Source organism: Marinobacter nitratireducens (assembly GCF_000708045.1).
In the GTDB taxonomy this organism is placed as follows: Bacteria; Pseudomonadota; Gammaproteobacteria; order Pseudomonadales; family Oleiphilaceae; genus Marinobacter; species Marinobacter nitratireducens.
Genome location: NZ_ANIE01000010.1, coordinates 144,840 through 161,897, shown reverse-complemented (window position 1 = coordinate 161,897; position 17,058 = coordinate 144,840). Strand labels below are relative to the sequence as shown.

Sequence of the window (17,058 nt, the reverse complement as noted above, 5' to 3'; positions counted from 1 at the left end):
CGGCCGTACCGTTGGTGCCGGCGTGGTATCCAAGATCATCGAGTGATCAAGCTCGTTTGATCGGAAAAAGGGGCTGATGTTTCAGCCCCTTTTTCTGTTTCAGTCGCAAAGTACCTGCAACCCTGTCAGTGGCGTAGCTGTTGACAGGGTTGTGTAATATGCATACAATGCGGCTCCTTTTTTTGAAGGTCGGCTAATAAAGTAGCTGCTACGAGTGGAGTTTGGTGCATCATGCAAAGCCAAAAAATTCGAATCCGGTTGAAGGCGTTTGATTATCGTCTGATCGACCAGTCCACGCAGGAGATTGTCGATACCGCTAAGCGGACCGGCGCTCAGGTGCGTGGTCCAATCCCTCTGCCGACGCGGAAGGAAAAGTACACGGTATTGATCTCTCCACACGTCAACAAAGACGCGCGGGATCAGTACGAAATTCGTACGCATAAGCGTTTGCTCGACATCGTTGAGCCGACGGAAAAGACAGTAGATGCTCTGATGAAGTTGGACCTGGCTGCAGGTGTAGACGTTCAGATTAGCCTCGGCTAATACCGCCCGGTATTAGTCTGTGTAACTGTCATAAGGCCATAGAGGGTGAGAGCCCCGTACACTTAAGAGGTGAAACATGGCAATTGGTGTTGTCGGTCGTAAGGCCGGTATGACCCGTATTTTTACGGAAGATGGGCAGGCGCTGCCCGTTACGGTAATTGAGGTTGAGCCCAACCGCATTACCCAGCTTAAAACTCTCGAAAGCGATGGCTACCGTGCCGTTCAGGTCACTGTCGGTGCTCGTCGCTCCTCTCGCGTAACCAAAGCCGAAGCTGGTCATTTTGCGAAGGCCGGCGTTGAGGCGGGTCGTGGTGTCTGGGAATTCCGTCTTGCCGATGGCGAAGGCGAAGATCTGGCCGCTGGTGGTGAGATCACTGCAACCATCTTTGAGGATGGTCAGGTGGTTGATGCTGTAGGTCAGTCCAAGGGTAAGGGTTTCCAGGGTGGTGTTAAGCGCTGGAACTTCTCCATGCAAGACGCGACTCACGGTAACTCCCTGTCTCACCGTGCTCCGGGTTCTATTGGTCAGAACCAGACTCCGGGCAAGGTATTCAAGGGCAAAAAGATGGCGGGCCAAATGGGTAATGCGCAGGTGACTGTGCAGAACCTGAAGATCGTCCGTGTCGACGCCGAGCGCAACCTGCTGCTGGTAAGCGGTGCGGTACCTGGCGCAACTGGCGGCGATGTTGTCATCAAGCCTGCAGTTAAAGCCTGAGGAGCGGTGCGATGGAATTGACAATTACTGGTAGCGGCAAGGGAGTTTCTGTTTCCGACGCTACGTTCGCAAAAGATTTCAACGAGTCTCTGGTTCATCAGGTGGTCACTGCCTACATGGCGGCTGGTCGTCAGGGTACCAAAGCTCAGAAGACACGTTCCGAAGTTCGTGGTGGTGGTAAGAAGCCTTGGCGTCAAAAGGGCACCGGTCGTGCTCGCGCGGGTACTATTCGTAGCCCGATCTGGCGTTCAGGTGGTACCACGTTTGCTGCCAAGCCCCGCGACTTTGAGCAGAAAGTCAACCGCAAGATGTACCGCGCGGCGCTGCGCTCTATTTTTTCAGAGCTGGTCCGTCAGGAGCGTTTGGTCGTGGTTGATGACATGAGCTTCGACACTCCGAAGACCAAGGCATTCAATGCCAAGTTGAAGGATCTCGGTGTCTCCAATGCGCTGATCCTGGCTGAAAGCGTTGAGCAGAACCTGCATCTGGCGTCTCGCAACGTTCCCCACGTGGATGTTCGTGATGTTGCGGGTCTCGATCCGGTCAGCCTGGTTGCCTTTGAGAATGTCGTGGTGACTGTTCCCGCTCTGAAGAAGATCGAGGAGATGCTGGGATGAATCAGGAACGTATTTATAAGGTCCTTCTTGGGCCTCACGTATCAGAGAAAGCATCTCTGGCGGCGGAAAATAATCAGGTGGTCTTTCGTGTAGCGCCTGATGCAACCAAGCCGGAGATCAAGAAAGCCGTTGAGCAGCTGTTCAACGTCACCGTCGAAGGTGTTCAGGTTCTGAATCGCAAGGGTAAGCTTAAGCGCACTATCCGCGGGTTCGGCAAGCGTAATGACATTCGTAAGGCTTACGTCAAGCTGGCAGAAGGTCAGGACATCGATTTTCTGGATGTGGAATAAGGTAAAGGGGTCGTAAAATGCCGATCATCAAAACCAAGCCAACATCTGCCGGACGCCGCCACGTTGTAAAGCTTTACAACCCGGATCTCCATAAGGGGCGCCCTTACGAGCCGTTGGTAGAAACCCTGAGTAAGTCGGGTGGTCGTAACCATTTTGGTCGTATCACTACCCGTCACGTTGGTGGTGGCCACAAAAAGCACTACCGCGTAATTGATTTCAAGCGGACCAAAGATGGTATTCCGGCGGTTGTAGAGCGCCTGGAATATGATCCCAACCGCTCAGCGCACATTGCACTGTTGAAGTATGCCGATGGTGAGCGTCGTTACATTATCGCTCCCAAGGGTGTAAAGGCAGGTGACGAAGTGCGTTCTGGTATCGACGCGCCGATCAAGGTTGGTTCTACATTGCCGATCCGGAACATTCCGGTTGGTTCTGTGATCCATTGCGTTGAACTCAAGCCTGGCAAAGGTGCTCAGCTGGCTCGCTCTGCGGGCGCATCCGTACAGCTGGTTGCTCGGGAAGGGGCTTATGCCACCCTCCGCCTGCGTTCAGGTGAAATGCGTAAGGTGCTTGTAGACTGCCGTGCAACGCTGGGTGAAGTATGTAACAGCGAGCACAGCCTCAAGCAGCTTGGTAAAGCGGGTGCATCACGTTGGCGCGGCAAACGGCCAACAGTACGTGGTGTTGCTATGAACCCAGTTGACCACCCACATGGTGGTGGTGAAGGGCGTACCTCTGGCGGACGTCACCCGGTTACTCCGTGGGGTGTTCCGACCAAAGGGCATAAGACTCGTAAGAACAAGCGTACTGACAAGATGATAGTACGTCGTCGTTCGGCCAAGTAAACGACTACATAGAGGTAATTTGCTGTGCCACGTTCTTTGAAGAAAGGTCCTTTTATAGACCTGCATCTGTTGAAGAAGGTCGAGGCAGCTCTGGAAGCTAACGACAAGCGGCCCATTAAAACCTGGTCCCGCCGGTCCACAGTCTTCCCAGAGATGGTAGGCCTGACCATTGCAGTCCACAACGGCAAGCAACACGTGCCGGTTTATGTCACCGAAGATATGGTTGGACATAAGCTGGGTGAGTTCGCGGCAACGCGCACTTATCGTGGTCATGCGGCCGACAAGAAAGCTAAACGCTGATTGTGAGGTAATAGAAATGGAAGTAGCAGCCAAGTACAAGGGCGCTAACCTCTCAGCTCAGAAAGCACGTCTTGTCGCTGACCAGGTACGCGGCAAAGCTGTTGAGGATGCCCTGAACATTCTGACTTTCAGCCCGAAGAAGGCAGCGGTTGTGATCAAGAAAGCTCTTGAGTCCGCCATTGCCAATGCTGAGCACAACGAAGGTCTGGACGTAGATGATCTGAAGGTTTCCACCATCATGGTGGACGAGGGCCCGACGCTCAAGCGGATCAAGGCTCGAGCCAAGGGGCGCGCTGATCGTATTTTCAAGCGCACCTGTCATATCACCGTCAAGGTCGCCGACAAGTAGGAGATGCTCAGATGGGTCATAAAGTAAATCCAACCGGCATTCGCCTGGGTGTGATCAAAGAGCACAACTCAGTCTGGTATGCCGACAAGAAGGAATACTCCAAGAACCTTCTCAATGATATTGAGGTTCGTGAGTTCCTGGACAAGCGTCTGGTTAAGGCGTCTGTCAGCAAGATTGTGATCGAGCGCCCTGCTCAGAACGCCCGGATCACGATCCATACTGCCCGCCCCGGTATTGTTATCGGTAAGAAGGGTGAAGATGTTGATCGTCTGCGTCGCGAAGTTAGCGGCATGATGGGTGTGCCTGTGCACATCAACATCGAGGAAGTCCGCAAGCCGGACCTGGATGCCCGCCTGGTAGCGCAAAACGTTGCCGGTCAGCTCGAGCGTCGTGTGATGTTCCGTCGTGCCATGAAGCGCGCGGTTCAGAACGCCATGCGTCAGGGCGCCAAGGGTATCAAGATCCAGGTAGGCGGTCGTCTTGGGGGTGCTGAAATCGCACGTTCCGAGTGGTATCGCGAAGGTCGTGTACCTCTGCACACACTGCGTGCAGACATTGATTACGCAACCTACGAAGCGCATACCACTTACGGCGTAATCGGCGTCAAGGTATGGATCTTCAAAGGTGAGATTCTTGGTGGTATGGAGCAGGTCCGTGCTGACAAGAAAGCCTCTGGGAAGAAAGGTTCTAAGTAAAGGGGCACTCTAATGCTGCAACCAAAACGCACCAAATTTCGCAAGGTAATGAAGGGCCGTAACACCGGTCTTGCTCACCGTGCCAACAAGGTGAGCTTCGGTGAATACGGATTGAAAGCGACCAGTCGTGGACGTATAAATGCGCGCCAGATCGAGGCGGCGCGTCGTACCATGAACCGTCGTATTAAGCGGGGCGGTAAGATCTGGATTCGGGTGTTCCCGGATAAGCCGATCACTGGCAAGCCCCTGGAAGTTCGGATGGGTAAAGGTAAGGGTTCTGTCGAGTATTGGGTGGCTGAAATCCAGCCAGGCCGTATGCTCTACGAGATGGAAGGTGTTTCCGAGGAAGTTGCTCGTGAGGCCTTCACTCTGGCGGCGGCCAAACTGCCGGTACAGACCACCTTTGTAACGAGGACGGTGATGTGATGAAAGCAACAGAGCTGCGTGAAAAGTCAGTCGAGGAGCTGAACAAAGAGCTGATCGACCTCCTGAAGGAGCAGTTCAACCTGCGTATGCGTAAGGCAACAGGTCAGCTGAATCAGTCTCACCTCCTTCGTAAGGTGAAGCGCGACATTGCACGCGTGAAAACAGTTTTGAACCAAAAGGCAGGACAGTGACATGACTGAAGCTACCCAAACTGCCAGAACTCTGAGTGGGAAGGTCGTGAGCAACAAGATGGACAAGTCCATCGTGGTTCTGGTCGAGCGTCAGGAAAAACATCCGCTGTACGGTAAGTACATGAAGCGCTCAACCAAGATTCACGCTCATGATGAGAGTAACCAGTGCAACATCGGTGACACTGTGACCATCCAGGAAACCCGTCCGGTCTCCAAGACCAAGAGCTGGGCCCTGGTTGAAGTCACCGAACGTGCATCCAAGGTGTAATTCGCCCGGAGAACAACCATGATTCAGACTCAAACAATGCTTGATGTCGCGGACAACAGTGGTGCACGCCAGGTTCAGTGCATCAAGGTCCTGGGCGGTTCACACCGGCGTTACGCCGGCGTTGGGGATATCATCAAGGTGACCGTTAAGGAAGCCATCCCCCGCGGTAAAGTGAAGAAAGGCCAGGTCCTGAAGGCTGTCGTTGTGCGCACCCGTAAGGGCGTCCGTCGTCCAGACGGTTCGCTGATCCGTTTTGACGGAAATGCGGCAGTGCTTCTGAACGCTCAGGACGCACCGATTGGTACCCGTATCTTCGGACCGGTTACCCGTGAACTGCGTAACGAGAAGTTCATGAAGATTATCTCACTGGCACCCGAAGTACTTTAAAGGACCAGAGGCCGGTTATGAAAAAGATCAAACGAGATGACGAAGTAATCGTCACCACGGGGAAAGATAAAGGCAAACGTGGTAAAGTCCTGAAAGTCCAGGACGACGGCCGTGTTGTGGTTTCAGGGATCAATATGATCAAGAAGCACACCAAGCCTAACCCAATGCTGGGTACCCCGGGTGGTATCGTCGAAAAAGAAGCACCTATCCAGGCTTCCAACGTGGCTATTTTTAATCCGCAGACCGGCAAAGCCGATCGCGTAGGCTTCCAAGTGAAGGAAGACGGCGCGAAAGTGCGGATCTTCAAGTCCACGAATGAAGCTGTCGATAACCAGTAAGCGGTGGTGGTTACGATGCTTAATATGAAAGAGCAGTACAGTAAGGAAGTGGTACCCGCCCTGCAGAAGGAGTTCGGCTACAAGAACATCATGCAGGTGCCGCGTATCGAGAAAATCACCCTGAACATGGGTGTTGGTGAAGCGGTTGGTGACAAAAAGCTGATCGAGAATGCCGTGGCTGATCTTGAGGCTCTGGCAGGTCAGAAGGTTGTTGTCACCAAGGCTCGTAAATCCGTCGCGGGTTTCAAAATCCGTGAGGGTTGGCCGATCGGCTGTAAAGTTACTCTGCGCGGCGAGCGTATGTGGGATTTCTTTGATCGCCTGGTTCACATCGCGGTTCCCCGCGTTCGTGACTTCCGCGGTCTGAACCCCAAGTCGTTCGATGGTCGTGGTAACTACAGCATGGGTGTGCGTGAGCAGATCATTTTCCCTGAGATTGAGTACGACAAAGTCGACAAGATCCGTGGTCTGGATATCACCATTACCACTACTGCCGGTACCGACGATGAAGGTCGTGAACTGCTGAAAGCCTTCGGCTTTCCGTTCAAGAAATAAAGGAACGAGTGTAATGGCTAAGGTTTCCATGAAAAACCGTGAGCTCAAGCGCGAAAAGACCGTTGCGAAGTATGCAGCGAAGCGTGCAGAGCTCAAGGCGATTATCAAAAACCCAAATACCAGCGACGATGACCGTTGGGATGCGCAGATGAAGCTTCAGCAGCTTCCTCGTAATGCCAGCCCTGCACGTCTTCGTAATCGTTGCCAGGTGACTGGTCGTCCTCACGGCGTCCTGCGTAAGTTCGAGCTTTCACGGATTAAACTCCGTGAATACGGCATGCGTGGCGATGTTCCGGGCCTGACCAAGTCCAGCTGGTAAAATAGGTGTCCTGACTTCGGTCAGGCGCCTGTTGGTAAGCGGTGCGGCACGCCGCTGCACAACTAAAAAGATCAGGAGCCTCATACCAATGAGTATGCAAGATACGCTTGCGGATATGTTTACCCGTATCCGTAATGCTCAGATGGCATCAAAAGCAGACGTTACGATGCCATCTTCAAAGATGAAGATCTCCGTAGCTCAGGTCCTGAAGGACGAGGGCTATGTTGAAGATTTTTCCGTTTCAGCTGAAGCCAAGCCTGAGCTGACTATCACTCTGAAATATTTCGGTGGCAAGCCGGTTATTGAGGAGATTCAGCGGGCCAGCCGTCCGAGTCTGCGCCAGTATCGCGGCGCTGGGGAACTGCCGAAAGTATCCGGCGGTCTTGGTGTAGCCATCGTCTCTACGTCCAAGGGCGTTATGAGCGACCGTGCAGCGCGAGCTGCCGGCGTGGGTGGCGAAATCATCTGCACCGTATTCTAAAGGAGGTTTTTCATGTCCAGGGTTGCCAATAATCCTGTCGTGCTGCCTTCCGGTGTTGAAGTGAAGCTGAACGGACAGGAAATCAATGTGAAGGGCTCCAAGGGAGCGCTTCAGTTTACTGTACATCAGGCTGTAGAGGTGTCTCAGGAAGAAAACGTCCTGCGCTTCGCGGCTCGTGATGGCGCCAAGCAGTCCCGCGCACTCGCAGGTACTACCCGTGCACTGATTAACAATATGGTTACCGGTGTTACTGCAGGTTTCGAGCGCAAACTCCAGTTGGTGGGCGTTGGTTATCGTGCCCAGGCGCAGGGCAAAAAGCTCAACCTGACATTGGGTTTTTCACACCCGGTCGAATACGAGCTGCCCGAGGGGATCACCGCAGAAACTCCGTCTCAAACGGAAGTTGTTATTCGCGGGATCGATAAGCAACAGGTTGGCCAGGTCGCTGCGGAAATCCGCGCTTACCGTCCGCCCGAGCCGTATAAAGGTAAGGGTGTTCGTTATGCGGATGAGCAGGTCAGACGCAAAGAAGCCAAGAAGAAATAAGGCGGGACTATGAGCGCGAATAACGAAAGATTGCGTCGCGCACGCAAAGTGCGCATGAAGATCCGTGAGCTGGGTACCAATCGCCTGTGCGTGCATCGCACACCGCGTCACATGTACGCCCAGGTCACTACCGCAGATGGCAGCCAGGTGCTGGCTTCTGCCTCCACGTTGGATAAGGAACTGCGCCAGGGTGCAACCGGTAACGTGGACGCCGCCAAGAAGGTCGGTCAGCTGATCGCTGAGCGCGCCAAGGCGGCAGGTGTTGAGCAGGTTGCTTTTGACCGCTCCGGTTACCGTTATCACGGTCGTATCCAGGCCTTGGCCGACGCGGCTCGTGAAGCTGGCTTGCAATTCTAAGAGGTGGAGAAGATGAGCGTTAACGAACAGAAAGCGCCTGAGCTCCAGGAAAGGCTGGTTCAGGTAAATCGTGTCGCCAAAGTGGTTAAAGGTGGCCGTATTTTCGCTTTCACCGCACTGACTGTGGTGGGTGATGGTAAAGGTCGCGTTGGTTTTGGTCGTGGCAAGGCGCGTGAAGTGCCTGTCGCTATCCAGAAAGCCATGGAAGCTGCGCGTAAGAACATGGTTGATGTCGCACTTGACGGAAATACGCTTCAGTATCCGGTCAAGGCGCAGCATGGCGGATCCAAGGTCTACATGCAGCCGGCTTCCGAGGGTACTGGTGTCATTGCCGGTGGTGCAATGCGCGCCGTTCTGGAAGTGGCTGGTGTTCAGAACGTACTGTCCAAGTGTTACGGGTCTACCAACCCTGTAAACGTGGTACGTTCCACCATCAAGGGCCTTCAGGCGATGCAAGCGCCGGAAGATATCGCAGCCAAGCGCGGTAAGACCGTGGAAGATATTCTGGGTTGAAGTCATGGCGAACGCAAAAACGATCAAAGTAACTCTGACCCGTAGTCCGATCGGCTGTCAGCCGAAGCACAAGCTGTGCGTTAAGGGCCTGGGTCTTCGTAAAATCGGTCACACTGTTGAGGTGGAGGACACTCCTTCCGTTCGCGGTATGATCAACCGGGTAAATTACCTGGTTCGGGTTGAGGAGAACTAAGATGCGTCTGAACGAACTTGCTCCAGAACCCGGTTCACGTCCTTCGGCAAAGCGCGTTGGTCGTGGTATCGGTAGCGGCCTCGGTAAAACCGGTGGTCGTGGTCACAAGGGTCTGAAGTCCCGTTCCGGTGGTTCCGTAGCACCGGGCTTCGAGGGTGGTCAGCAGCCATTGGCTCGTCGTCTGCCGAAGTTCGGCTTCACTTCCCGTCAGCAGCGTTATGTGGCGGAGATCCGCCTGAATGAACTGGCGAAAGTGGATGGCGACGTGGTCGACCTGGACGCTCTGAAGAAAGCTGATATCGTTCGTGAAGAAATTCGCGAAGCGAAGGTTATTCTGTCCGGTGAGTTGAGCCGTGCGGTAACCGTAAAAGGACTTCGGGTAACCAAAGGCGCACGCGAGGCAATCACTGCCGCGGGTGGTAAAGTCGAAGACTAAGGCGAGTCGAGGACTAAATGGCCAAGACAGCATCATTGCCTGCGGGCGCGGGTAAAGGACTGGCGGAGCTGAGATCTCGGCTCTGGTTTGTCTTCCTGGCATTGTTGGTGTACCGGATCGGTGCTCACATCCCAGTGCCCGGAATTAACCCCGACCGACTGGCGGCACTGTTTGAGCAGAATCAGGGAACCATCCTGAGCATGTTCAACATGTTTTCTGGTGGTGCGCTTGAGCGCATGAGTATCTTCGCACTCGGTATCATGCCGTACATTTCGGCTTCGATTATCATGCAGCTCATGACTGCGGTTAGTCCGCAGCTTGAGCAGCTGAAGAAAGAAGGCGAGTCTGGCCGTCGTAAGATTAGCCAGTACACGCGGTACGGTACGGTTATCCTTGCCCTTGTACAGGGTGCAGGAATTTCAGTAGGCCTGGCGTCTCAGGGCGTGACCTTCAACGACAGCTTCAGCTTCCATTTCGTTGCGGTTGTTTCGTTTGTCAGTGGTGCTGTATTCATGATGTGGCTCGGTGAGCAAATCACCGAGCGTGGCGTTGGAAACGGCATTTCCCTACTGATATTTGCAGGCATCGTCGCTGGTTTGCCCGGTGCGATCGGGCAGACGCTTGAACAGGCGCGCAACGGCGAAATGAGCCTGTTGTTTGTGCTTGGTATTGGTATCGTAGCCGTGGCGGTGATCGGCTTCGTGGTATTCATGGAGCGTGGACAGCGTCGCCTCACGATAAACTACGCCAAGCGTCAGCAAGGACGTCGCGTCTTTGCGCAGCAGTCGAGTCATTTGCCTCTGAAGGTCAATATGGCGGGTGTTATTCCGCCGATCTTTGCGTCCTCAATCCTGCTGTTCCCGGCCTCAATGGGGCAATGGTTCGGACAGGGCGAAGGCATGGAATGGCTGAGCGATGTTTCGCAGGCTCTGGCGCCTAGCCAGCCGTTGTATATCATTCTGTTTGCAGTAGCAGTGGTGTTCTTCTGCTATTTCTATACGGCGCTGATGTACAACCCGAAAGAAGTTGCGGATAACCTCAAGCGCTCTGGAGCGTTTATCCCGGGCATTCGTCCAGGGGATCAGACAGCCAAGTATATTGATGGCGTTCTGACTCGTCTGACACTGTTTGGGGCAATGTACATTGCAGCAGTATCCCTGTTCCCTCAGTTTTTGATGGTGGCTGGGAATGTGCCGTTTTATTTGGGCGGTACCTCACTGCTGATTGTGGTAGTCGTGGTGATGGATTTCATGGCTCAGGTCCAGTCGCACCTGATGTCCCATCAGTATGAATCGCTGATGAAGAAGTCCAATCTCAAAGGCTATGGTCGGAACGGTTAATCCCGTTCCCCTTGGAAACTGGAGTCGACAATGAAAGTACGCGCTTCGGTAAAGAAAATTTGCCGTAACTGCAAAGTAATTCGTCGCAATGGCTCAGTACGGGTCATTTGCTCGGAGCCTCGTCACAAGCAGCGCCAGGGCTAATTCCTAACGGAATATGTTCTGACATTGCAGGGGTTCGGAATAGTGGCGCTTGACTCTGTATAGGGTCAAGCGCTATTATTTCGCGCCCTTTTTGTGGCGGAAAATTCACACAGCAAAGCTTTGAACGCGGAGTAATTTGGATGGCACGTATAGCCGGTGTCAATATACCCGATAACAAACATGCTGTTATCTCGCTGACTTACATCTTTGGTGTTGGCAAGACAACAGCCCAGAAGCTTTGCGATGCAACCGGCGTTAAGCCGGACGTCAAGGTCAAAGACCTTACCGACGATCAGCTTGAAGCACTTCGTACTGAAGTGGGCAAGGTGACTGTTGAAGGCGATCTGCGTCGTGAAGTACAGATGAACATCAAGCGTTTGAAGGATCTCGGTTGCTTCCGTGGTCTGCGTCACCGTCATGGACTTCCGGTCCGCGGTCAGCGCACAAAGACCAACGCCCGCACCCGTAAAGGTCCTCGCAAACCTATTCGCAAGTAACAGGTAGGCAAACATGGCAAAGCCAGGTACACGTACCCGTAAAAAGGTGAAAAAGACGGTTGTTGATGGCGTCGCGCACATTCACGCGTCCTTCAACAACACTATCGTGACCATTTCGGACCGTCAGGGCAACGTCCTGTCCTGGGCCACCTCTGGTGGTTCCGGCTTCCGCGGCTCGCGTAAGAGTACACCTTTTGCTGCGCAGGTAGCAGCTGAAAGAGCCGGTAATGCGGCTGCTGAATACGGCCTTAAAAACCTGGACGTAGAGGTTAAGGGTCCTGGGCCCGGACGTGAATCTGCAGTTCGCGCGCTGAACGCGTGTGGCTACAAGATCACTAACATCACTGATGTGACGCCGATTCCCCATAACGGTTGTCGTCCGCCCAAGAAGCGCCGCGTCTAACACAGGAGACAGTGAAAAATGGCTCGTTATATAGGCCCGAAGTGCAAGCTGTCTCGTCGTGAAGGGACAGATCTTTTTCTGAAGAGCGGCGTTCGCGCGCTCGATTCGAAGTGCAACATCGAGACTCCGCCGGGTATGCACGGCGCGCGTCGCGGTCGTCTGTCCGAGTACGGCGTACAGCTTCGTGAAAAACAGAAAGTTCGTCGTATCTACGGCGTACTTGAGAAGCAGTTCCGCAACTACTACAAAGAGGCGGCACGCCTGAAGGGTGCAACGGGTGAGAACCTGCTGCAGCTGCTGGAAGGCCGTCTGGACAACGTTGTATATCGCATGGGTTTTGGTTCTACTCGTGCGGAAGCTCGTCAGCTCGTTTCTCACAAAGCCATCCTGGTCAATGATAAGCCGGTGAACATCCCGTCCTATCAGGTAAAACCGGGTGATGTTGTGAGCGTGCGCGAAAAGGCTAAGAACCAGTTGCGCGTTAAAGGTGCACTGGAGCTGTCTGCAAGTCGTGCAGAAGTGAGCTGGGTAGAGGTCGACGCCAGCAAGATGTCCGGCGTTTACAAGTCAGTGCCTGAGCGTACTGAATTGCCGGCCGACATCAACGAGAACCTCATCGTCGAGCTTTACTCCAAGTAAAGCCCAGTTAGCAACGATAGCAGATAGGGGCGTCTATGCAGCGTTCAGTACATGAGTTATTGACACCTCGTACCATTGACGTGAAGGAATCCAGCGCCACGCGCGCCAAGGTGACTCTTGAGCCTCTCGAAAGGGGCTTTGGTCACACCTTGGGTAGCGCGCTGCGCCGTATCCTCTTGTCTTCGATGCCGGGCTGCGCTGTAACTGAAGCGCAGATTGACGGTGTCCTGCACGAGTACAGCGCCATTGAGGGTGTCCAGGAGGACGTCATTGAGATTCTTCTGAACCTCAAAGGCGTTGCCGTGAAGATGAACGGTCGGGATGATGCGGAGCTTACGCTCAGCAAAAAAGGTCCGGGAGCCGTTACAGCCGGTGATATCAAGCTCGATCATGATGTCGAGATCGCCAATCCGGACCATGTTATCTGTCACCTGAGTGAGAACGGTGAAGTTAACATGCGTCTGCGGGTTGCACGCGGTCGCGGCTATGAGCCTGCTGATCAGCGCGGTCTCGATGAAGACGAAACCCGCGCCATCGGACGCCTGCAGCTGGATGCGACTTTCAGCCCGGTTCGCCGTGTGGCCTACGCCGTAGAAAGCGCACGGGTTGAGCAGCGTACCGATCTGGACAAGCTGGTTATTGATCTGGAAACCAATGGCACGATCGATCCTGAGGAAGCAATTCGTCGGGCGGCAACCATTCTCCAGCAGCAACTGGCTGTGTTCGTCGACTTCGATCATGAAAAAGAGCCTGAGCGAGTAGAAGAGGAAGAGGAAATTGATCCGATCCTGCTTCGCCCGGTTGATGATCTTGAGTTGACTGTCCGTTCAGCTAACTGCTTGAAGGCTGAGAATATTTACTACATCGGCGATCTGATCCAGCGCACAGAAGTTGAGCTGCTGAAGACGCCTAACCTTGGTAAAAAGTCGCTGACCGAGATCAAGGACGTTTTGGCGTCCCGTGGTTTGTCTCTTGGCATGCGGCTCGATAACTGGCCACCGGCTAGCCTTCGTGGCGACGACCGGGTTCTGGGCGGTTAATCGCCGATTAGTTTAAGGTAAGGAATCAGAGCAATGCGTCATCGTAAGAGTGGTCGTAAGTTCAGTAGGACCAGTGCGCATCGCAAGGCCATGTTCCGTAACATGACTGCGTCACTGGTTGAACACGAGCTGATCAAAACAACGCTGCCGAAAGCCAAAGAGCTTCGTCGGGTAGCAGAGCCTTTGATCACGCTTTCCAAGAATGATTCGGTCGCGAATCGTCGTCTGGCGTTTTCTCGCCTGCGTAACGATGCGGCGGTTGCCAAGCTGTTTGATGAGCTTGGTCCCCGTTACAGCGAGCGTCCGGGTGGTTATCTTCGTATCCTGAAGTGCGGTTTCCGTGCTGGCGACAATGCGCCTATGGCGTTTGTTGAGCTGGTTGGTCGCCCGCTGGATATTGAAGCGGAAGAGGTGGACGAAGACGAGGAGTAAGATCCTCGGCTTCGGCCAATCAGAAAAACCGGGTTCCGTGAGGTTCCCGGTTTTTTTGTGTCTGGGTGTTTGGAAAATCTGCAGTCTGACAGTTTAGGGGGCTGGCCCGGAGGTGAGGGTGTATTTTCTTTGGGAAAACAACTCGCTTCGCTCAGACATCTTTTCCCGGCAGAAAATACACCCTCACCCCCGCGCCGACATAGCACTTCGTTGCCCGCTGATCACTTCGTCAACATTGGTTTCAAATAGCGACCGGTGTGGGAGGCCGGGTTCTTGGCAACGTCCTCCGGGGTTCCCTCAGCAATGATCTGGCCGCCGCCAGAGCCGCCTTCGGGGCCGAGGTCGATAATCCAGTCTGCGGTTTTGATGACGTCCAGATTGTGTTCAATCACCACGATGGTGTTGCCGTGGTCGCGGAGCCTCTCCAGGACATTCAGCAGTTGTTGGATGTCGTAGAAGTGCAGGCCGGTGGTGGGTTCGTCCAGGATATAGAGTGTTTTTCCAGTGTCCCGTTTTGACAGTTCTTTAGCCAGCTTTACCCGCTGAGCTTCGCCGCCGGAGAGGGTCACAGCGCTTTGTCCGAGGCGGATGTACGAGAGGCCGACATCGATCAGGGTCTGGAGCTTCCGCGCGAGGAAGGGCACGGCATCAAAGAACTCCCGGCCTTCCTCCACGGTCATTTCCAGGACCTCGTTGATGTTTTTGCCCTTGTAGCGGACTTCCAGGGTTTCACGATTGTAGCGCTTGCCTTTGCAGACATCGCAGGGGACGTAGACGTCCGGGAGAAAGTGCATTTCAACCTTGATGACGCCGTCACCCTGGCAGGCTTCACATCGCCCGCCTTTGACGTTGAATGAAAAACGTCCGGGTTTGTAGCCTCTTGAGCGCGCCTCTTGCGTTCCGGCGAAGAGTTCTCTGATCGGCGTAAACAGTCCGGTATAGGTTGCCGGGTTCGAGCGAGGTGTTCGGCCAATCGGGCTCTGATCGATATCGATCACTTTATCGAGGTGGTCGAGCCCTTTCAGTGTTCGATACGGCGCGTGGCTCAGGCTGGTCGCCTTGTTCAGCTTGGTCGCGGCGACCGGATACAGCGTGCTGTTGATGAGGGTGGACTTGCCGGAACCGGATACGCCGGTAATACAGGTCATGATCCCAAGCGGTATTGTCAGCGTGACATCCTGTAGGTTATTGCCAGTGGCGCCCGTAAGCGAGAGGTTTTTTCCCGCGCCGGTATTTCGTGTTTCCGGAATGGCGATCTCTCTGCTGCCGCTGAGATACTGACCGGTCAGGGATTCCGGAGTGTTTATAATATCCGAGGGTGTCCCATGGGCGATGATTTCACCGCCGTGTACGCCTGCGCCCGGGCCGATGTCGATGACGTGATCGGCGGCCCTGATTGCGTCCTCATCGTGTTCGACCACAATGACGGTATTCCCCAGATCCCGAAGGTGGTTCAGAGTGGCGAGCAGGCGATCATTGTCCCGTTGGTGAAGTCCGATGGATGGCTCGTCCAGGATGTACATCACGCCGACAAGCCCCGCGCCAATCTGGCTAGCGAGGCGTATTCGCTGGGCCTCGCCCCCGGATAGTGTGTCTGCGCTACGTTCCAGGGTCAGATACTCGAGGCCAACGTTGACCAGGAACTGCAGGCGTTGGCGGACTTCTTTCAGGATCTTTTCTGCTATTTCGCCCTTGCGACCCGGCAGGGTAAGAGTGTCGAAGTAATCGTGAGCTTCGCCTACTGGCAGATGAGTGATATCCGGGAGCGTTCGTTCTTCTATGAACACATGACGTGCGCCCCGGCGCAGCCGCGAGCCATGGCAGTCTTTGCAGGGCTGGGTGCTCAGGTTTCGGGCCAGTTCCTCGCGCATGCTTTGCGAGTCAGTTTCGCGGTAGCGGCGTTCCAGATTGGGCAGGATGCCCTCAAACGGGTGCGCCTTTTCCATGATGTGGCCACGGGAGTTGACATAGCGAAAGCTGATTTCCTCTTTGCCTGACCCGTTCAGAAGCGTGTTCTGGAAGTCACTGGGAAGCTGTTCCCATGGGGTTTCCAGATCAACGCCGTAATGCTCCGCGACGCTGCCGAGCATCTGGAAGTAATAGACTGCACGGCGGTCCCAGCCTTTGATGGCACCGGCGGCAAGCGTCGCTTCCGGATGCTGGATGATCTTCTCCGGATCGAAGAATTGCCGGACGCCGAGCCCGTCGCAGGTAGGGCAGGCGCCGGCCGGGTTGTTAAAGGAAAACAGGCGTGGTTCCAGTTCGCTGAGCGCGTAACCGCATTGGGTGCAAGCAAAGCGCGCGGAAAACGTGTGTTCTTCGCCGTCGCCGTCCATCGGGGCGATCAGGGCAATGCCATCAGCCAGCTCCAGGGCGGTTTCGAAGCTTTCCGCCAGTCGTTGTTCGAGGCCTGTTTTGACCTTGAAGCGGTCCACGACCACATCAATGTGATGCTTGCGCTTCTTGTCGAGGGGGGGAACCTCGTCGATATCATAAACAGTGCCGTCAATCCTCAGGCGGATGAAGCCCTGGCTCTTCATGGTCTCGATGACCTGAAGGTGCTCGCCCTTTCTGTCCCTGATAACCGGCGCAAGGATCATCAGCTTGCTGCCTTCGGTCATGGCAAGGACCTGGTCGACCATCTGACTGATGGTTTGGGCCTCAAGCGGTTGACCGTGATCCGGACAGCGGGGTTCGCCGGCTCGAGCAAACAGGAGCCGCAGGTAATCGTATATCTCGGTAATCGTGCCGACGGTTGAACGCGGGTTATGAGAGGTGGACTTCTGTTCGATGGAAATCGCCGGGGATAGGCCCTCGATGTGGTCGACATCCGGCTTTTCCATCATTGAGAGGAACTGCCGGGCGTATGTCGACAGGGATTCAACGTAGCGGCGCTGACCTTCGGCATACAGCGTGTCGAAGGCGAGCGACGATTTGCCAGAGCCGGAAAGGCCGGTAATGACAATGAGCTTGTCCCGCGGCATGTCCAGGTCGATGTTCTTCAGGTTGTGCGTGCGTGCGCCCTTGATCTGGATGCGGTCCATAAAACCTCGCTCAAAGAAAAACGGAAAGTATACCGTGTTATCCGGCCGCTGGTGAAAAGCGGATTATGCGGATGATCTGGATTATGTGTCCTCAACACGCGTTCTGTTACAATGCGCCGCCTGCGGGAATAGTCGCCCGGTGTCGCTTTGCTTTT

Annotated in this window: 29 protein-coding genes; 28 read left to right on the top strand and 1 reads right to left on the bottom strand. The window is 54.6% G+C overall.

What is annotated here, in order from left to right; translation table 11 throughout:
- Window positions 1-231 precede the first annotated feature (231 nt).
- The 28 genes from rpsJ (at window position 232) to rplQ (ending at window position 13,859) form a co-directional block, all read left to right on the top strand.
- Window positions 232-543, top strand: a complete 312-nt coding sequence (gene rpsJ / locus D777_RS17395) for a 30S ribosomal protein S10 (RefSeq protein ID WP_004580743.1) — start codon at window positions 232-234, stop codon at window positions 541-543.
- A gap of 76 nt (window positions 544-619) precedes the next feature.
- Window positions 620-1,258, top strand: coding sequence for a 50S ribosomal protein L3 (gene rplC / locus D777_RS17390; RefSeq protein ID WP_036134949.1), 639 nt, complete (start codon window positions 620-622; stop codon window positions 1,256-1,258).
- Window positions 1,259-1,269: 11 nt separating this feature from the next.
- On the top strand, window positions 1,270-1,875 hold the full coding sequence (gene rplD, locus D777_RS17385; RefSeq protein WP_036134947.1) for a 50S ribosomal protein L4: 606 nt from the start codon (window positions 1,270-1,272) through the stop codon (window positions 1,873-1,875).
- Window positions 1,872-2,165 carry a 50S ribosomal protein L23 gene (gene rplW / locus D777_RS17380; protein WP_036134945.1) on the top strand — a complete coding sequence of 98 codons (294 nt, stop codon included), beginning with the start codon at window positions 1,872-1,874 and terminating at the stop codon, window positions 2,163-2,165. Before rplD ends, rplW begins: the two co-directional genes overlap by 4 nt.
- 17 nt (window positions 2,166-2,182) lie before the next feature.
- Window positions 2,183-3,010, top strand: a complete 828-nt coding sequence (rplB, locus tag D777_RS17375; protein WP_036134943.1) for a 50S ribosomal protein L2 — start codon at window positions 2,183-2,185, stop codon at window positions 3,008-3,010.
- 24 nt (window positions 3,011-3,034) lie between these two features.
- On the top strand, window positions 3,035-3,310 hold the full coding sequence (rpsS, locus tag D777_RS17370) for a 30S ribosomal protein S19 (RefSeq protein WP_007154011.1): 276 nt from the start codon (window positions 3,035-3,037) through the stop codon (window positions 3,308-3,310).
- Between the two features lie 16 nt (window positions 3,311-3,326).
- Window positions 3,327-3,659 (top strand): 50S ribosomal protein L22, encoded by a 333-nt coding sequence (gene rplV, locus D777_RS17365; RefSeq protein WP_036134941.1) that lies wholly within the window; start codon window positions 3,327-3,329, stop codon window positions 3,657-3,659.
- Between the two features lie 11 nt (window positions 3,660-3,670).
- Window positions 3,671-4,354 (top strand): 30S ribosomal protein S3, encoded by a 684-nt coding sequence (gene rpsC, locus D777_RS17360; protein ID WP_036134935.1) that lies wholly within the window; start codon window positions 3,671-3,673, stop codon window positions 4,352-4,354.
- Window positions 4,355-4,366: 12 nt separating this feature from the next.
- Window positions 4,367-4,780: a 50S ribosomal protein L16 gene (gene rplP / locus D777_RS17355; RefSeq protein WP_036134934.1), complete on the top strand. Its 414-nt coding sequence runs from the start codon at window positions 4,367-4,369 to the stop codon at window positions 4,778-4,780.
- Entirely contained in the window at window positions 4,780-4,971 is a 192-nt protein-coding gene (rpmC, locus tag D777_RS17350; RefSeq protein ID WP_036134932.1) for a 50S ribosomal protein L29, read from the top strand. The genes rplP and rpmC overlap by 1 nt, the downstream gene beginning before the upstream one ends.
- Before the next feature lies 1 nt (window position 4,972).
- Window positions 4,973-5,239 (top strand): 30S ribosomal protein S17, encoded by a 267-nt coding sequence (rpsQ, locus tag D777_RS17345; protein WP_036134930.1) that lies wholly within the window; start codon window positions 4,973-4,975, stop codon window positions 5,237-5,239.
- Between the two features lie 18 nt (window positions 5,240-5,257).
- Entirely contained in the window at window positions 5,258-5,626 is a 369-nt protein-coding gene (gene rplN / locus D777_RS17340) for a 50S ribosomal protein L14 (protein ID WP_036134928.1), read from the top strand.
- A 17-nt stretch (window positions 5,627-5,643) separates the two neighbouring features.
- On the top strand, window positions 5,644-5,964 hold the full coding sequence (gene rplX / locus D777_RS17335) for a 50S ribosomal protein L24 (RefSeq protein ID WP_036134927.1): 321 nt from the start codon (window positions 5,644-5,646) through the stop codon (window positions 5,962-5,964).
- A gap of 15 nt (window positions 5,965-5,979) precedes the next feature.
- Window positions 5,980-6,519 carry a 50S ribosomal protein L5 gene (gene rplE, locus D777_RS17330; protein ID WP_036134926.1) on the top strand — a complete coding sequence of 180 codons (540 nt, stop codon included), beginning with the start codon at window positions 5,980-5,982 and terminating at the stop codon, window positions 6,517-6,519.
- Window positions 6,520-6,532: 13 nt separating this feature from the next.
- A complete protein-coding gene (gene rpsN / locus D777_RS17325; RefSeq protein ID WP_036134925.1) occupies window positions 6,533-6,838 on the top strand; it encodes a 30S ribosomal protein S14 in 306 nt (101 codons plus the stop codon).
- A gap of 88 nt (window positions 6,839-6,926) precedes the next feature.
- On the top strand, window positions 6,927-7,319 hold the full coding sequence (rpsH, locus tag D777_RS17320; protein WP_036134924.1) for a 30S ribosomal protein S8: 393 nt from the start codon (window positions 6,927-6,929) through the stop codon (window positions 7,317-7,319).
- Between the two features lie 12 nt (window positions 7,320-7,331).
- The gene (gene rplF, locus D777_RS17315) at window positions 7,332-7,865 is read left to right on the top strand and encodes a 50S ribosomal protein L6 (RefSeq protein WP_036134923.1); all 534 of its coding nucleotides are present in this window, start codon (window positions 7,332-7,334) and stop codon (window positions 7,863-7,865) included.
- Window positions 7,866-7,874: 9 nt separating this feature from the next.
- Window positions 7,875-8,222 carry a 50S ribosomal protein L18 gene (rplR, locus tag D777_RS17310; protein WP_036134922.1) on the top strand — a complete coding sequence of 116 codons (348 nt, stop codon included), beginning with the start codon at window positions 7,875-7,877 and terminating at the stop codon, window positions 8,220-8,222.
- A gap of 12 nt (window positions 8,223-8,234) precedes the next feature.
- Window positions 8,235-8,735: a 30S ribosomal protein S5 gene (rpsE, locus tag D777_RS17305; protein ID WP_036134921.1), complete on the top strand. Its 501-nt coding sequence runs from the start codon at window positions 8,235-8,237 to the stop codon at window positions 8,733-8,735.
- A 4-nt stretch (window positions 8,736-8,739) separates the two neighbouring features.
- The gene (gene rpmD / locus D777_RS17300; protein ID WP_036134920.1) at window positions 8,740-8,928 is read left to right on the top strand and encodes a 50S ribosomal protein L30; all 189 of its coding nucleotides are present in this window, start codon (window positions 8,740-8,742) and stop codon (window positions 8,926-8,928) included.
- A gap of 1 nt (window position 8,929) precedes the next feature.
- Window positions 8,930-9,364 (top strand): 50S ribosomal protein L15, encoded by a 435-nt coding sequence (gene rplO, locus D777_RS17295; protein ID WP_036134917.1) that lies wholly within the window; start codon window positions 8,930-8,932, stop codon window positions 9,362-9,364.
- A 17-nt stretch (window positions 9,365-9,381) separates the two neighbouring features.
- On the top strand, window positions 9,382-10,704 hold the full coding sequence (gene secY / locus D777_RS17290; protein ID WP_036134914.1) for a preprotein translocase subunit SecY: 1,323 nt from the start codon (window positions 9,382-9,384) through the stop codon (window positions 10,702-10,704).
- A 30-nt stretch (window positions 10,705-10,734) separates the two neighbouring features.
- Window positions 10,735-10,848, top strand: a complete 114-nt coding sequence (gene rpmJ, locus D777_RS17900; RefSeq protein ID WP_008174902.1) for a 50S ribosomal protein L36 — start codon at window positions 10,735-10,737, stop codon at window positions 10,846-10,848.
- A 140-nt stretch (window positions 10,849-10,988) separates the two neighbouring features.
- Window positions 10,989-11,345, top strand: a complete 357-nt coding sequence (rpsM, locus tag D777_RS17285) for a 30S ribosomal protein S13 (protein ID WP_036134911.1) — start codon at window positions 10,989-10,991, stop codon at window positions 11,343-11,345.
- A 13-nt stretch (window positions 11,346-11,358) separates the two neighbouring features.
- On the top strand, window positions 11,359-11,748 hold the full coding sequence (gene rpsK, locus D777_RS17280; protein WP_007153992.1) for a 30S ribosomal protein S11: 390 nt from the start codon (window positions 11,359-11,361) through the stop codon (window positions 11,746-11,748).
- An 18-nt stretch (window positions 11,749-11,766) separates the two neighbouring features.
- On the top strand, window positions 11,767-12,387 hold the full coding sequence (gene rpsD, locus D777_RS17275; protein WP_036134908.1) for a 30S ribosomal protein S4: 621 nt from the start codon (window positions 11,767-11,769) through the stop codon (window positions 12,385-12,387).
- 35 nt (window positions 12,388-12,422) lie between these two features.
- Entirely contained in the window at window positions 12,423-13,427 is a 1,005-nt protein-coding gene (locus D777_RS17270; RefSeq protein ID WP_036134905.1) for a DNA-directed RNA polymerase subunit alpha, read from the top strand.
- A 33-nt stretch (window positions 13,428-13,460) separates the two neighbouring features.
- Window positions 13,461-13,859: a 50S ribosomal protein L17 gene (rplQ, locus tag D777_RS17265; protein ID WP_036134902.1), complete on the top strand. Its 399-nt coding sequence runs from the start codon at window positions 13,461-13,463 to the stop codon at window positions 13,857-13,859.
- A 221-nt stretch (window positions 13,860-14,080) separates the two neighbouring features.
- Here the strand turns inward: rplQ and uvrA are convergent, their stop codons facing one another.
- Window positions 14,081-16,903, bottom strand: a complete 2,823-nt coding sequence (gene uvrA / locus D777_RS17260; RefSeq protein ID WP_036134899.1) for an excinuclease ABC subunit UvrA — start codon at window positions 16,901-16,903, stop codon at window positions 14,081-14,083.
- Between the last annotated feature and the right edge of the window lie 155 nt (window positions 16,904-17,058).

What these genes read in the sequence shown, in the direction of transcription:
- rpsJ (WP_004580743.1), top strand. Translation starts at nt 232, where the DNA reads ATGCAAAGCCAAAAAATTCGAATCCGGTTGAAGGCGTTTGATTATCGT.
- rplC (WP_036134949.1), top strand. Translation starts at nt 620, where the DNA reads ATGGCAATTGGTGTTGTCGGTCGTAAGGCCGGTATGACCCGTATTTTT.
- rplD (WP_036134947.1), top strand. Translation starts at nt 1,270, where the DNA reads ATGGAATTGACAATTACTGGTAGCGGCAAGGGAGTTTCTGTTTCCGAC.
- rplW (WP_036134945.1), top strand. Translation starts at nt 1,872, where the DNA reads ATGAATCAGGAACGTATTTATAAGGTCCTTCTTGGGCCTCACGTATCA.
- rplB (WP_036134943.1), top strand. Translation starts at nt 2,183, where the DNA reads ATGCCGATCATCAAAACCAAGCCAACATCTGCCGGACGCCGCCACGTT.
- rplV (WP_036134941.1), top strand. Translation starts at nt 3,327, where the DNA reads ATGGAAGTAGCAGCCAAGTACAAGGGCGCTAACCTCTCAGCTCAGAAA.
- rpsC (WP_036134935.1), top strand. Translation starts at nt 3,671, where the DNA reads ATGGGTCATAAAGTAAATCCAACCGGCATTCGCCTGGGTGTGATCAAA.
- rplP (WP_036134934.1), top strand. Translation starts at nt 4,367, where the DNA reads ATGCTGCAACCAAAACGCACCAAATTTCGCAAGGTAATGAAGGGCCGT.
- rpmC (WP_036134932.1), top strand. Translation starts at nt 4,780, where the DNA reads ATGAAAGCAACAGAGCTGCGTGAAAAGTCAGTCGAGGAGCTGAACAAA.
- rpsQ (WP_036134930.1), top strand. Translation starts at nt 4,973, where the DNA reads ATGACTGAAGCTACCCAAACTGCCAGAACTCTGAGTGGGAAGGTCGTG.
- rplN (WP_036134928.1), top strand. Translation starts at nt 5,258, where the DNA reads ATGATTCAGACTCAAACAATGCTTGATGTCGCGGACAACAGTGGTGCA.
- rplX (WP_036134927.1), top strand. Translation starts at nt 5,644, where the DNA reads ATGAAAAAGATCAAACGAGATGACGAAGTAATCGTCACCACGGGGAAA.
- rplE (WP_036134926.1), top strand. Translation starts at nt 5,980, where the DNA reads ATGCTTAATATGAAAGAGCAGTACAGTAAGGAAGTGGTACCCGCCCTG.
- rpsN (WP_036134925.1), top strand. Translation starts at nt 6,533, where the DNA reads ATGGCTAAGGTTTCCATGAAAAACCGTGAGCTCAAGCGCGAAAAGACC.
- rpsH (WP_036134924.1), top strand. Translation starts at nt 6,927, where the DNA reads ATGAGTATGCAAGATACGCTTGCGGATATGTTTACCCGTATCCGTAAT.
- rplF (WP_036134923.1), top strand. Translation starts at nt 7,332, where the DNA reads ATGTCCAGGGTTGCCAATAATCCTGTCGTGCTGCCTTCCGGTGTTGAA.
- rplR (WP_036134922.1), top strand. Translation starts at nt 7,875, where the DNA reads ATGAGCGCGAATAACGAAAGATTGCGTCGCGCACGCAAAGTGCGCATG.
- rpsE (WP_036134921.1), top strand. Translation starts at nt 8,235, where the DNA reads ATGAGCGTTAACGAACAGAAAGCGCCTGAGCTCCAGGAAAGGCTGGTT.
- rpmD (WP_036134920.1), top strand. Translation starts at nt 8,740, where the DNA reads ATGGCGAACGCAAAAACGATCAAAGTAACTCTGACCCGTAGTCCGATC.
- rplO (WP_036134917.1), top strand. Translation starts at nt 8,930, where the DNA reads ATGCGTCTGAACGAACTTGCTCCAGAACCCGGTTCACGTCCTTCGGCA.
- secY (WP_036134914.1), top strand. Translation starts at nt 9,382, where the DNA reads ATGGCCAAGACAGCATCATTGCCTGCGGGCGCGGGTAAAGGACTGGCG.
- rpmJ (WP_008174902.1), top strand. Translation starts at nt 10,735, where the DNA reads ATGAAAGTACGCGCTTCGGTAAAGAAAATTTGCCGTAACTGCAAAGTA.
- rpsM (WP_036134911.1), top strand. Translation starts at nt 10,989, where the DNA reads ATGGCACGTATAGCCGGTGTCAATATACCCGATAACAAACATGCTGTT.
- rpsK (WP_007153992.1), top strand. Translation starts at nt 11,359, where the DNA reads ATGGCAAAGCCAGGTACACGTACCCGTAAAAAGGTGAAAAAGACGGTT.
- rpsD (WP_036134908.1), top strand. Translation starts at nt 11,767, where the DNA reads ATGGCTCGTTATATAGGCCCGAAGTGCAAGCTGTCTCGTCGTGAAGGG.
- D777_RS17270 (WP_036134905.1), top strand. Translation starts at nt 12,423, where the DNA reads ATGCAGCGTTCAGTACATGAGTTATTGACACCTCGTACCATTGACGTG.
- rplQ (WP_036134902.1), top strand. Translation starts at nt 13,461, where the DNA reads ATGCGTCATCGTAAGAGTGGTCGTAAGTTCAGTAGGACCAGTGCGCAT.
- uvrA (WP_036134899.1), bottom strand. Translation starts at nt 16,903, where the DNA reads ATGGACCGCATCCAGATCAAGGGCGCACGCACGCACAACCTGAAGAAC.